This window comes from Neobacillus ginsengisoli (genome assembly GCF_030813055.1).
Genome location: NZ_JAUSTW010000003.1, coordinates 632,956 through 645,777, shown reverse-complemented (window position 1 = coordinate 645,777; position 12,822 = coordinate 632,956). Strand labels below are relative to the sequence as shown.

Genomic DNA, 12,822 nt, shown 5'->3' with positions numbered 1-12,822 from the left:
AAACTTTATTTCAATGCCACATTTATAAAGAAGGACTTTTCTTCAACGGATGTGTTAGCTGAAGGAGAAATGAATAATTAAAAAAAGAAGAAATAGCTTGGCACCAATTGCCAAGCTATTATAATACCCAAAAACATATAGTGTTTTAAGGAATAGAAAAAGCACCTCGAAAGGTGCCCGATTAAATCAGATCAATTAATCTAGTGGTATGGTAGGTAATTTTTTGTTTCAATTTTGTTTTAACAATTGAATCCAGACAGCTATCAAGTAATAGTTCAAAATAGTTTCGTCTTAACGTATGCCATTTAATTCTAATTTTTGTAATATTCCCTTTGATCTCCATAATGTATGTCTCCTCCAAATTTTTCATAAATCGTAAGAGACCGTATTCGGAAACTGGCGAGCATAATCACCCTTACATGATTTTAGCCCCTATAGTTTTGCGTCACCATTTTTCAATGATTTTGCCTTTATCGTACGATTTATGGTTTATACCACTATTATCGGCCAATTAGCCTAATTGATTTATAGGTCTTTTCTCACATTTAATTCTGAACATAAGAGACCCGTTAATTACACTTGAACAATTTCACATAATCTACTCTTAAAGCTTATGGGTGTAGGGATGTAGTGTTTTTAAAAAGACAGAATTATCTTGACATTATTTTTGTCGGTTGTTAAAGTTATAAAAAAATATTTCTTATCCGGAGAGGTGAATAGACTGGCCCGATGAAACCTCAGCAACAGGTCTGCAAAGATACTGTGCTAACTCCTGCTGGTGATGATGCCTTGATCGATAAGAGTGTAGGTTTTATTTGTCAGTAATGCACTCTTTTTAAGAGTGCATTTTTGCTTTTTCTTTAAGGAAGAGAAAGAAGGTAATCCAGTATTTCTAAGAATAATTAAAGTTGAGTTATATTTTAAAAGTGAGAGGAAGATTTGCATGGTTAAGATAAAACAGAATTTTTCTATTATCTTATGTTATATCCCAAAGATTCTCCAACTATTTTTGAATATATCCCTCGTTTTTCTAGGTATAATTTTATCTATTTTACTAGTTAAGGAATTAATCATTTTCATTCAGATTTTGATAGGAGGAGGCAACAATGACTTTAAACTTTTTCTTGCCAATATACTTATCTTCTTTTTATATTTTGAGTTTATTTCTATGATTGTTAAATACTTTAAAGAAGAATATCACTTCCCTATTAGATATTTTATATATATTGGGATAACGGCAATGATAAGAATAATTATTGTTGATCACGATCACCCTGAAAATTCATTATTTTATGCGATTATTATCTTAATCCTAATAATTGGGTATTTCATTATCAATTTAACTCCTCGTGAAAGACCCGATAGTACCTGGATGAATAAAAAATAATATTTGCTTGTCACAATATCATATACTAGGGAAAACCATCCATTGAAATAGAAATAAGTCAATTGACCCAAAGTGAAAGTAATCACATCGGGTCAATTGACTTACTGGTAAACTTTTATAAATCTATAAGTATCACACTAAAATTTAAATAGCTACTAAAGATGAACATGGATCATTATAGTAAACCATCTCAGTAAGAATCTTATAACCCTGAATATTCTTGAAAGATGCTCTTGCTTCTTTTTCCGTGTTAAACTCAAACATTCTTATACTTTCTCCATTTGAAAAGACAGTGATAACCCACATTTAAAAAATCATCCCTTTTTCACTTATTTAATTTAGTAAATTCCATGGTTAAAGATAGTAATCACTCTTGCAAAATGGCACTCTAATCCATTAAAAAACAAGGCTGTGAAGGGTAAAACTCTCAGCCTTGTTGCTTATTTAACCTATTTACCTAGCCCACATGCCGAAGATAACGCTTGCAAGAACTAGTATGAGAGCCCCTCCAAGACGGGTAGCCAGCTGAGCATAGGACATTAAGATAAGTCTATTCGAAGCACCTAATACTTCAAGGTCACCGGAGCCGCCGCGATTAACGTGACATAGACCACCGGCAATGGCCGCCTCAATTTCATAGAAGCCGACAACTTTGGCAAAGAACCAACATCCGATAACAGCACCAAGAACTGTAAATAAAGAAATAACAGCAGTTTGAATAGTAAGTGCATGGACTAGTCCATTAAAATCGGTATAAGTGATACCGACTCCTGCTAAAAAGACGAATAAAAGTTTACCCATCATAAATTCATTAACCTTTTTTAAACCGGCTTTTGCACGTGCTGGAATTACGTCCAGTGCGTTAGCCACGATTAATAGAACAACCATATATGCATAAGGGTGAATAGAGAAAGGACCGATTTTTGGAAGTAACCCAACTCCAATTAAATTTGCTAGACCATAGAAGCCAATAGCAACAAATAAACCAAAAGCTGCGTCTTCCATAGTAGCAGTATTTTTCGCTTTTCCTTCCTTCGCTTTTTCAGTAACTTCTCCTTTAATTAATTCTCCATTTCCCGTCAATTTCGGCATTTTCTTTCCGATCCCATTTAAAAGAGCCCCTATGATAATAGCGAAAACGTTACCAATTGTTAAGATTGCAATTGCAGAAGAATACCAGATTTTAGGATCCTTGTGAGTAACTTGCCCCCAGATTTGACTCATTGGAATGGCACCGGCGCCATTGCCCCCGCCCATGATTGGAAGAGCATAATTCATTAAGACTTCCTTATAAGGAACGCCAACAATAAACCCAGCTACAATTGCCATGATAAAAGCAAAAGCAGTACCAACGAGAACCAAGGGGATAAATCCGCCGATTGCCTTTGCTAAAAACTTTCTATTAATTGAAAGAATGGAACTTGTGATAATAACAGCAATAAAAAAGTCCAGCATACCTATATCATCGAAAAGTGTCTTTACCCCAGTGGCTGCTTCTTTAGAAATAATACCTTGTGATACTAAAAAAGAAGCGCCTAGGAAGGCAAGCAGGGAACCACCGCCAAGATAATCCTTCCAGATTGGAAGTGTGTCGCCAACTTTTCCAAAGAAAAATCCAACGGTAAATAGAAGTAGAATACTTCCGGCAAAATTTACAGGAAGGGATTTCGTCATTGTCCCAAAAGCTACGACGACTAAACCGGCAAACCATGCCCATAAAGGCAAACCATACATATTAACGTTTATAAGACTTGTTTTTGCAGAGAATTCAGTCTCTACTACTGCTGGTAGTTCTTTTCTTAGTCCCATTCGTGTTCCTCCTAAGATTTAATTAATAGAATAAATGCTAATGGTAGATTTGATCTTCTTAGAGTCGAGTTTTAATTGAAACCGTTTACAGTCAATGCCAAAAAATAGAATTAACGTCCTACTCCTTTCTCATTTTTTTATAAAATTATTAAACTAGTATTAAAATAGCAATAAAGGTTAAAAAAATGAATATTATAAAAATAAGAGTTAAAAAGATTATTTTTGTATATTTTGAACATTTTGTTCACGGCAATCTATTAAAAAGCGCAAAAAAAGGGTGTCCCAAAAGTTCTTTTGGGACACCCTCTTTTAAAAAGATAAGAATGTATAAATTTTAACTTTGAGAATTGTCCAGCTCCAGCGCCTAGGGGCTCGGGGTCATAAGCCAATCCGTCCTGAAGGTTAAAAAGCAACCTTCAAGCCGGCTCGTCTTATGCCTGTCGCCCCTGAGCAAGGCGCTTCCGCTTTTCTCAAACATATGATTATTTTTTTAAATAAATTCTCTCGGGCCGTCCAACATCTCCATAGGACAAGTCCGCGCTGATTTGTTCTTTTGCTACAAGGTACTCTAAATATCGGCGGGCGGTTGGACGACTAATCCCAATTTTCTTTGCAAGTCTTTCTGCATTCAAACCTTCCTCCGATTGATTTAAAACCTCTGTTACTTTATGTAATGTAATCTTATCAATTCCTTTAGGGAGATAAGGAGTGAGTTGTTCTTTTTGTCCAATTTTTTCCATTAGTTTGTCAATTTCTTCTTGGTTTACATGTTGATTTTCATTTTGAATTTTTCTTAATCTACTGCGAAACTCTTGGTAATTCTCAAGGGAGTTTTTCAAACGTTCAAAGACTAATGGCTTAACAATAAAATCAAAAACTCCGCTGCGAAGAGCTTCTTTGACAGAATTGATCTCTCGAGATGCTGTTATCATAATAACATCCGTTTCCTGAAAGTACTGGCGTATCACTTGCAGAAAAGCCAATCCGTTCATATCAGGAAAATAAATATCCAGCAGCACTAAGTGTGGACGGAGAATGGCTAACTGTTCTTTCGCCTGCTGTTCATCTGTAGCTATACCGATGACATGATAACCGGGAACTTTTTCTACCAAACGCCGGTTAATTTCTGCAATTCGAACGTCATCTTCTATAATTAGTACGGAAATTTGGTCTTCGATTTTTGGGTATGCCACCTTTGATCATCCTTTTATGCTAAGACTTGGGTATAATTACTGTGAAAATAGACCCACCCTCAGGGTTAGGTGAATATGAAATATATCCATTTAATTTCTTTATGATCTTTTGAACTAAAAATAGGCCAATACCGTGACTTTCCATAGTTTTGGTTGAAAAACCTCTTTCAAAAATTCTATCTTGATGTTCAGGTAAAATTCCAATCCCTAAATCTTCAACTTCAATAATTAAATCCTTTTCATAATCCGAAAAGAAAATTTTTATATTTTTTGCTTTAGCTGTAGGTTTCATTACTGCTTCCATCGCATTATCGATAAGATTTCCGATAATCGTGGTCAGACTGTCACGTTCAATCGTTACCGGGATATCTTTAAAACTACTTTCCCGATCGATCTCGAAATGGATTTTTAATTCACTTGCTTGATTAAATTTACCAATGAGTAATCCGCCAATCATGATATCGGGTATTTCTTGCTTAATGAAGTTCAATAAATTTTGATGAATATCAAATTCACTGGCAATGAACTCAATGGCTTCTTGGTACGATTCGAGCTGAATAAGTCCGGAAATCATATAGAGCTTGTTCGAATACTCATGTGTTTGAGCACGTAAAGCTTCGGAATATTGTCTAACCTGTGAAAGTTCTTGGGTAAGGCGATAAAGTTCCGATTTGCTGCGGAAACTTGATACCCAACCGGTAATATTCCCCTTTTCACTCCTTATTGGCATGTAATTGGCTATGAAGAATTCATCATTTAGCAAAAATTCCCTATCAAATACCGCTTCTCCTTTTTGGATGATTTCTAAGAAAGGAGAGTAAGGTGACTGTTCTAAGATGTTTGAACCAAGAACATTCTGTTCATTCGACAAATGGAGCATGTTTATAGCTTGCTGATTAACCATCGTAATCGTTCCATCTAAATTTACAGCCACAATCCCTTCTTTGATCGATTCTAAAACGGCTTTATTTTCTTGATACAAATGGGTTATTTCATTCGGTTCCAATCCAAGAATTGAACGCTTCATACCACGAGCGATAAGCAGTGCACCAATAATACCAACTAAAATAACACCCACAGCGATGAAAATGATTTTATTCCGGTAATTCATTGTAATATTTTCAATGTCTTGTAGGGAAAAGCCCACCGCTACAACCCCAATGACTTGCCCATTTTGATTATAAACGGGGACTATTCCTCTCAGGGATGGACCTAGAGTACCTTTTTCCTGTGAAATAACCCTTTTTCCTCGTAGTGCCTCATCATTATCTTTACCTACCATGAATTCCCCAATACGGTCCGGGACAGGATGTGAATAGCGAACTTTCTCCTCATTGCCAACAACGACAAATTCAGCACCGGTTTCTATACGGATTTTTTCGGCTATAGGTTGAATGATTTTTGAGGGATCATTTGTCGAAAAGGCTTGTCTGATTTCAGGTATGGAAGCCACCGTTTCGGCAATGGCTAATACTCTACCCCCAAGCTGGTTCGTTAAGGACTTGGAAATCAAGGATTGGAAATAAAAGCTAAACACAAGAATGATAGATAAAAGTAAAGATAATATTAACAATGCTAATTTCGTTTGTAACCGCATTTTTTGACTCCTAAAGAGATGTTTTTTCTTTGAACAAAATGCACTTAATTCGCTTAAATAAACTTTTTGGTGCTTATTTTTACAATATATATCTTTTAAATTATATGCGTTAGTATAAATTATACTTAAAAAATAAAGAAGGGGTAACCCGGACTTTATTTAAAAAAACTTTTGAAGGAGGTAATTATTGAATGTATTGTTCAATAAGAAAACCACTATGAATATTAAAGAAAAAGCCTTACAACTGCATAGGGAGAATAACGGAAAATTAGAGATTAACAGAAAAGTAGAATTGAAAACGAAAGAAGACTTATCCCTTATTTATACTCCTGGGGTAGCGGAACCTTGTAAAGAGATCTATAAAGATAAAAATAATGCCTATCTTTATACCATTAAAGGAACAACCATTGCCATGATAACCAATGGTACAGCTGTTTTAGGCCTAGGTAATATCAGTCCGGTTGCTGGCTTACCGGTACTGGAAGGCAAAGCATTGCTCCTCAAGGAATTTGGCGATGTGAATGCCTTTCCTATCTGTGTAGACAGTTATGACCCTGATGAAATTGTTAAAACAATACAATTGATCGCTCCCGGGTTCGGCGGAATCCATCTTGAGGATATTAAAGCACCGGAATGTTTTTATATTGAAAATCAATTAAAAGAAAAATTAGATATTCCGGTTTACCATGATGATCAGCATGGAACAGCAGTTGCTGTATTAGCAGGATTGTATAATTCGGTTAAAGTTCTTAATAAGAAGTTAGGTGAACTTAAGATTGTTATCAACGGAGCCGGCGCATCTGGAATTGCCATTGCCCGAATTCTTTTGGCTGCAGGTGCCAAGCATATTGTGTTATGTGATATCAACGGAGCTATTTTTGAAGGAGACATCATGCTCAATGATGCACAAAGGGAAATTTCCGAATGCACCAATCGGGAATATGAAGTAGGCCATCTCGAAGACATTATCAAAAACAAAGATGTTTTTATCGGTGTATCAGTAGAAAATGTTTTAACACAAGAAATGGTACAAACCATGAATCAGGACAGTGTTATTTTTGCACTGGCGAACCCGGTTCCTGAGATAATGCCAGATCTAGCAAAAGCAGGCGGAGCAAGAATCATTGCAACCGGACGGTCGGATTTCCCTAATCAAATCAATAATTTATTGGTTTTTCCGGGTATCTTTAAAGGTGCTCTGGAAGTGAGAGCCCAAGATATTACGGATGAAATGAAGTTAGCAGCTGCAAGAGCCATCGCTGATCTAGTGACAAATAAAGAACTTAACGAAAACTATATTATCCCGGATGCGTTTGATAAGAGAGTGAGTCTGGCTGTGGCCGAGGCTGTGAAACAGGTCGCTCAATCCACTGGTAATAGGAAGTATATTGCAATATAACAAACAATGGAGATTCTGAGATGTGGTATGACACTTTGAGTGAACGGATCGTAAATCTACAATCGAAAGCAGAAAGGGTTCAACTGGAGGAATTCCTGAAAAAGCAAAATTTATCTTTAGATCGGGAGGTTGAATATACAGTCTCCATAGTTGACAGAGAAAAGATCGTGGCTACAGGTTCCCTCGGGGGAAGAATTCTAAAATGCATTGCTGTGGATGAAGAATATAAGAATATAGGTTTGTCTGCAAAACTTATCACCCATCTTGTCCGTGAAGCCTATTCCAGGGGAAAGACACATCTCTTTATCTATACAAAGCCGGAAAATAAGATCATATTCTCGGACTTAGGCTTTTATCCAATCGCCGAAGTTTCGTCAAAGGTTATTCTCATGGAGAACAAGCCGGATGGAATTAAAAAATATCTGAAAGAAATCACCCGGGATGATGGGGACAAGAGTAATTCAGGGGCTGTCATTGTGAATTGCAATCCGTTTACGTTGGGCCATCGGCACCTGATTGAGTACGCAGCGTCCAGATGTCAAACGCTCCATATCTTCGTTCTAAGGGAGGACAAGTCGAGCTTTCCTTTCGAAATCCGATACAGACTTGTGAAAGAAGGGGTTAAACATCTAGCCAATGTGGTTCTTCATCAGGGAAAGGACTATATCATATCTGATGCAACTTTCCCGTCCTACTTTATCAAAGACTTCCAGGATGTGATAGAAACCCATGCCAGGCTAGACTTAGAACTATTCACGCGCTATATTGCTCCGGCACTCGGAATTCAAAAGAGATTTGTTGGAGAGGAACCTTACTGCAAGGTTACAGCAACCTATAACTCAATCATGCAGGAGATTCTTCCTGCTCAAGGTATAGAGGTTCAGTTGGTTCCGAGGATGTTGAACGAAGGGCGACCAATCGGCGCCTCTAGAGTGCGGGAATTGATCCATGAAGGAAGACTTTACGAAGTGAAGAAACTGGTTCCCGAAACAACGTATCAATTTCTTTTATCAGCAGAGGCAAAGGGGATTATCCAGCGGATTCAGGCAGACCATAGACGACATTAAAAGGAGGTTCATGAAAAATGATGATTCTTCAAGAAAAATTAAACATTCAGGATGTAGGAATTGCCGGAACGCTTGAGTCAAGCGATATCACCATCCAAATTGAAAAAAATGAAGGTCATGGAATCGAACTTGCACTCAAAAGCAGCGTTGAAAATCAGTTTGGTAAGCAGATCAAAAAGGTCATTCTGGAGACGTTACTAGAGTTAGGAGTAGAGAATGCAGTTGTCCTAGCTAATGATAAAGGGGCTCTGGATTGTACCATTCGGGCTAGAGTTATTACCGCCGTAAGTAGGGCTACATATCATAATTGTTTTCCGTGGGAGGTGAAATAAGTGGGCAGGCTGAGAAGAAGTATGTTGTATGTTCCGGGGAACAATCCAGGCATGATCAGGGATGCTCATATCTATGGATCGGACGCCATCATGTTTGACTTGGAAGATTCAGTTTCTCTCAAGGAAAAAGACGCTGCGAGACTTTTAGTCTATGAAGCTTTAAAAACATTTGATTACGGACGAACGGAAGTCCTTGTGCGCGTCAATGGCTTAAATACGCCTTATGGCAGAGATGATTTTGAAGCTATAGTCAGAGCAAAACCGGATGCGATCCGTCTACCTAAAACCGAAACACCTGAGGATGTAGTGGAAGCGGATGAGCTCATTACGCAAATTGAAAGGCAAGCTGGAATGGAACAGGGAACTATCCAACTCATGGCGGCTATTGAAAGTGCGTTGGGAGTTATTACTGCCTATAAAATTGCAACGGCGAGTTCGCGGCTAATTGGTATTGCGATTGGGGCTGAGGATTTTGTAACAGATCTAAAAACTACAAGGTCTAAAGAAGGCATTGAATTACTAACGGCAAGGAGCCAAATCCTCTTTGCAGCACGGGCTGCAGGAATTGATGCCCTGGATACTGTTTTTTCGGATGTGAATGATGAAGAAGGATTTATCCGCGAAGTCAAGCTCATCAAACAATTAGGATTTGATGGAAAATCTCTCATTAATCCGCGACAAATTAATATTTTGCATCAAATCTATACACCGACTGAAGATGAAATAAAGAAATCCATTCAGGTTATCGAAGCAGCGAAAGAAGCAGAGGAAAGAGGATCGGGTGTTATAAGCCTGAATGGCAAAATGATTGACAAGCCAATAGTCGAAAGAGCGTACAGAGTACTTGAACTAGCTAAGGCTGTAGATAGAGTCAGCGTTGAGGAGATGTGGCAATAATGTTTAATGGAATTGGACGTAAAATACCGGAAGAGATTTTTGGACTCGGAACTCTACGACAGTTTGATTCGAATGGACTGGTGAAAAATACACAGAGATCCAAAGATCGGCAGAGAAATCCTGAACGGAATAAAATCCTTGATTCTCTTGAAACAGCGATCCGAGAAACAGGTTTAAAAGATGGAATGACGATTTCCTTCCATCATCACTTCCGAAACGGAGATTATATCGTTAATATGGTGATGAATACCATTTCAAGAATGGGAATTAAGGACCTCGTTTTAGCACCGAGTTCTCTCTCAACTATCCATGCGCCATTAATTAATCATATAAAAAATGGGGTCATTCGGAGGATTGAGACTAGCGGATTAAGAGGTGAATTGGCTGAGGCCATTTCGAACGGCTTGATGGACATTCCAATCGTTATCAATTCCCATGGCGGCAGAGCAAGGGCGATTGTCTCGGGAGAATTACCGATTGATGTTACTTTTTTAGGCGTACCCTCTTGTGATCCTGCAGGCAATGCCAATGGATATTTCAGGGATAATACAGTAATATCCGAATGCGGTTCGTTGGGATATGCCAAGGTTGATGCCCAGTATGCTCAAAAAGTTGTTTTAATCACGGATAATTTAGTCGAATATCCTAATACACCCTTCGCTATTCCTGAATCTCAGGTCGATTATATCGTGGTTGTGGATTCAATCGGTGATCCAAAAGGGATTATGTCTGATGCAACCCGGTATACCAAGAATCCTAAAGACCTGCTAATCGCTCAGAATGCTGCCGATGTTATAGCAGCTTCAGGCTATTTCGAAAACGGATTTTCGTTGCAAACAGGCTCAGGCGGAGCTTCTCTAGCTGCTACAAGGTTTTTAAGAGAAAAGATGATTGAGAGAAACATCAAAGCGAGCTTCGCGCTGGGTGGGATTACCGGTCAGATTGTTGCTCTCCATGAGGAAGGACTTATTAAAAGATTACTAGATGTCCAAGGCTTTGATCTCAGCGCAGACGAATCACTTAAAAATAACCGATTTCACCAACAGATTGATGCTGAGTATTATGCAAGCCCCGATAATCCGGGGTGTGCAGTTAATCAATTGGATATAACAGTATTAAGTGCATTAGAAATCGATATCGATTTTAATGTGAATGTCATTACCGGTTCCGACGGAGTCATTCGCGGCGCATCAGGTGGACACTGTGATTCAGCTGCAGGAGCAGCCGCAGCAATTGTTGTCGCTCCTCTCATCAGGGGCAGAATGCCAACTATTCTTGACAAGGTACACACGATAGTTACCCCGGGCTGTTCCATTGATGTATTGGTTACAGACCAAGGGATTGCCGTGAATCCCCGAAGACAGGATTTGTATTATAATCTTAGAAAAGCAAACCTGCCGGTCATGTCCATTGAAGAGCTCAAGGAAAAAGCAAATAAAATTGTCGGAATGCCTGAACCGATTAAGGTGGAGGATAAAATTATCGGGGTGGTTAAGTATAGGGATGGCTCGGTAATAGATGTAATTCATCAGGTGAAGAAGGAGCCTTGGAGATGACAGAAGTCCGTGAAGTAACGCTTGAGCAATTATTGCAGGCTTGCGAGCATAGGGCTGCCCGTCAAAAAGAATTACTAGAGAAATACAGGTTGCCTTTGGTATCGTTCACAGTCAATATGCCAGGTGCGTGCAAGAAAACATCGGACAGCTGCATCATTTTTCGTGAGGGTTGCAATGCACTGGAGAAAAAACTCAAGGAGACCGGTTGCTCTCCGGAATATTACGAAGCCAACAATCCCGATACGGGATATGAGGCATACTTTGTTGTGAAAACTGCTGAACGGACTTTAAAAGCTCATATGCTTCAGATTGAGAACGAGCATCCGCTGGGCCGACTCTTTGATCTCGATGTCATCGGGGCGGATGGTAACCCTATCTCAAGGGAAGACTTCGGAAATTCCAAACGTAAATGCCTGCTTTGTGACGAGGAAGCACATAGTTGCGGAAGGAGCAGCCGGCATTCAACAGAGGCACTGATGCAGAAGATCCATATTATGGTTGATTCTTATTCGAAGATTGTATCTTAAGTTAAATCATTTGGCCAAACTGTGATAACCTTCCTGTGATTCCTATCTCTAGATATCCTTTGGGATAGGAATCACAGGTGTTTATCGGGTTTGGTCATTCTGTTTTGGTGCATTCGCATTATTGAAAGGAGCTATAATGTTGAATATGGATGAACGGCGGATACAAACCATTTCACAAAAAGCACTGCAAGCCTTACTTTATGAAGTTTCAGCAAGCCCTAAACCAGGGCTTGTTGACAGGTTCAACCAGGGAGCACATGCGGATATGGACTTCTTTACGTTTATGTCCAGCAGTGCTGCACTGAGTAACTATTTCGATCACTGTGTAACGGAAGGCGTAAACTACTCGGGACAAAATCCCGAAGAACTGTTTCAAGCCTTAAGAGGCCTTGGGATTGACGCTGAAAAAGCGATGTTTAAGGCTACAGATGGCGTAAATACCCATAAGGGACTGGTTTTTTCCTTAGGGATTATCTGCGCGGCAGCTTCATGCTGTATGATGGAAAATGAATCCGAAAGTGTGGATACGGATACGATCTGTGCAAAAATTTCCCTAATGACGCAGGGGTTATGTATGAGGGAACTGACTTTCATGAACAAGTCGGAAGGTCTTACTTTTGGGGAAAAACTGTATCAAAAATATGGTCTTAAAGGCATACGCGGAGAAGTTGAAAGCGGCTTTCCTACGGTTCGGAACTACTCTCTTCCTGTGCTAAAAAAGCTAAAATCTATGCAAACCTTACATATCAATGATATTTTGGTGCAGGTACTCCTTCATCTTATGAGAGTAAACGAAGATACCAATATCGTTGCAAGACATGATTTAAAAACGTTGAAATTTGTTCACTATTATTCCAATCAGGTACTGGATTCCGGCGGTATGCTAACACCGAAAGGCGTGGAGATGGTCTATGAAATGGACAAGGAATTCATCCGGAGAAACATCAGTCCAGGAGGATCAGCTGATCTTCTGGCGGTAACCGTTATGTTTGATCTTCTCTCACAAATGAATTAAGGAATTACTTAACCATTTAAGTTTGAATAAAAAGAAGACAGAT

General features: G+C 38.9%; 12 protein-coding genes and 2 riboswitches. Of the genes, 8 read left to right on the top strand and 4 right to left on the bottom strand.

Annotated features, from left to right (window positions below; all coding sequences use genetic code 11):
- Positions 1-181 precede the first annotated feature (181 nt).
- Positions 182-343 (bottom strand): hypothetical protein, encoded by a 162-nt coding sequence (locus tag J2S10_RS12165; RefSeq protein ID WP_307408031.1) that lies wholly within the window; start codon positions 341-343, stop codon positions 182-184.
- A gap of 45 nt (positions 344-388) precedes the next feature.
- Positions 389-479: riboswitch (cyclic di-GMP riboswitch) on the bottom strand.
- Between the two features lie 218 nt (positions 480-697).
- A riboswitch (SAM riboswitch) is annotated at positions 698-803 on the top strand.
- Between the two features lie 140 nt (positions 804-943).
- Between J2S10_RS12165 and psiE the strand changes: the two genes are divergently transcribed.
- Complete coding sequence (gene psiE / locus J2S10_RS12160) at positions 944-1,387, top strand: phosphate-starvation-inducible protein PsiE (protein ID WP_307408030.1); 444 nt, start codon at positions 944-946, stop codon at positions 1,385-1,387.
- A gap of 453 nt (positions 1,388-1,840) precedes the next feature.
- Here psiE and J2S10_RS12155 read toward each other — a convergent pair whose 3' ends face one another.
- The 3 genes from J2S10_RS12155 to J2S10_RS12145 all read right to left on the bottom strand — a co-directional run bounded on the left by J2S10_RS12155 (position 1,841) and on the right by J2S10_RS12145 (position 5,986).
- On the bottom strand, positions 1,841-3,196 hold the full coding sequence (locus tag J2S10_RS12155; RefSeq protein ID WP_307408028.1) for a 2-hydroxycarboxylate transporter family protein: 1,356 nt from the start codon (positions 3,194-3,196) through the stop codon (positions 1,841-1,843).
- 482 nt (positions 3,197-3,678) lie between these two features.
- A complete protein-coding gene (locus J2S10_RS12150; protein ID WP_307408027.1) occupies positions 3,679-4,389 on the bottom strand; it encodes a response regulator in 711 nt (236 codons plus the stop codon).
- A gap of 19 nt (positions 4,390-4,408) precedes the next feature.
- Positions 4,409-5,986 carry an ATP-binding protein gene (locus J2S10_RS12145; protein WP_307408025.1) on the bottom strand — a complete coding sequence of 526 codons (1,578 nt, stop codon included), beginning with the start codon at positions 5,984-5,986 and terminating at the stop codon, positions 4,409-4,411.
- 187 nt (positions 5,987-6,173) lie between these two features.
- On the opposite strand from J2S10_RS12145, the gene J2S10_RS12140 reads away from it, so the two are divergent.
- The 7 genes from J2S10_RS12140 (at position 6,174) to citG (ending at position 12,779) form a co-directional block, all read left to right on the top strand.
- Positions 6,174-7,385, top strand: coding sequence for an NAD(P)-dependent malic enzyme (locus tag J2S10_RS12140; protein WP_307408023.1), 1,212 nt, complete (start codon positions 6,174-6,176; stop codon positions 7,383-7,385).
- 20 nt (positions 7,386-7,405) lie between these two features.
- Positions 7,406-8,452, top strand: a complete 1,047-nt coding sequence (gene citC, locus J2S10_RS12135; protein WP_307408021.1) for a [citrate (pro-3S)-lyase] ligase — start codon at positions 7,406-7,408, stop codon at positions 8,450-8,452.
- A gap of 17 nt (positions 8,453-8,469) precedes the next feature.
- Positions 8,470-8,784, top strand: coding sequence for a citrate lyase acyl carrier protein (gene citD / locus J2S10_RS12130; protein ID WP_307408019.1), 315 nt, complete (start codon positions 8,470-8,472; stop codon positions 8,782-8,784).
- Positions 8,785-9,681 carry a citrate (pro-3S)-lyase subunit beta gene (citE, locus tag J2S10_RS12125; protein WP_307408017.1) on the top strand — a complete coding sequence of 299 codons (897 nt, stop codon included), beginning with the start codon at positions 8,785-8,787 and terminating at the stop codon, positions 9,679-9,681.
- On the top strand, positions 9,681-11,237 hold the full coding sequence (gene citF / locus J2S10_RS12120) for a citrate lyase subunit alpha (RefSeq protein ID WP_307408015.1): 1,557 nt from the start codon (positions 9,681-9,683) through the stop codon (positions 11,235-11,237). Before citE ends, citF begins: the two co-directional genes overlap by 1 nt.
- Positions 11,234-11,764, top strand: coding sequence for a citrate lyase holo-[acyl-carrier protein] synthase (citX, locus tag J2S10_RS12115; RefSeq protein ID WP_307408013.1), 531 nt, complete (start codon positions 11,234-11,236; stop codon positions 11,762-11,764). The genes citF and citX overlap by 4 nt, the downstream gene beginning before the upstream one ends.
- A 145-nt stretch (positions 11,765-11,909) precedes the next feature.
- The gene (gene citG / locus J2S10_RS12110; protein WP_307408138.1) at positions 11,910-12,779 is read left to right on the top strand and encodes a triphosphoribosyl-dephospho-CoA synthase CitG; all 870 of its coding nucleotides are present in this window, start codon (positions 11,910-11,912) and stop codon (positions 12,777-12,779) included.
- Positions 12,780-12,822 lie beyond the last annotated feature (43 nt).

Bases quoted from the DNA above. Each gene is read 5' to 3' on its own strand.
- J2S10_RS12165 (WP_307408031.1), bottom strand. From the start codon at position 343: ATGGAGATCAAAGGGAATATTACAAAAATTAGAATTAAATGGCATACG.
- psiE (WP_307408030.1), top strand. From the start codon at position 944: ATGGTTAAGATAAAACAGAATTTTTCTATTATCTTATGTTATATCCCA.
- J2S10_RS12155 (WP_307408028.1), bottom strand. From the start codon at position 3,196: ATGGGACTAAGAAAAGAACTACCAGCAGTAGTAGAGACTGAATTCTCT.
- J2S10_RS12145 (WP_307408025.1), bottom strand. From the start codon at position 5,986: ATGCGGTTACAAACGAAATTAGCATTGTTAATATTATCTTTACTTTTA.
- citC (WP_307408021.1), top strand. From the start codon at position 7,406: ATGTGGTATGACACTTTGAGTGAACGGATCGTAAATCTACAATCGAAA.
- citD (WP_307408019.1), top strand. From the start codon at position 8,470: ATGATGATTCTTCAAGAAAAATTAAACATTCAGGATGTAGGAATTGCC.
- citF (WP_307408015.1), top strand. From the start codon at position 9,681: ATGTTTAATGGAATTGGACGTAAAATACCGGAAGAGATTTTTGGACTC.
- citX (WP_307408013.1), top strand. From the start codon at position 11,234: ATGACAGAAGTCCGTGAAGTAACGCTTGAGCAATTATTGCAGGCTTGC.
- citG (WP_307408138.1), top strand. From the start codon at position 11,910: ATGGATGAACGGCGGATACAAACCATTTCACAAAAAGCACTGCAAGCC.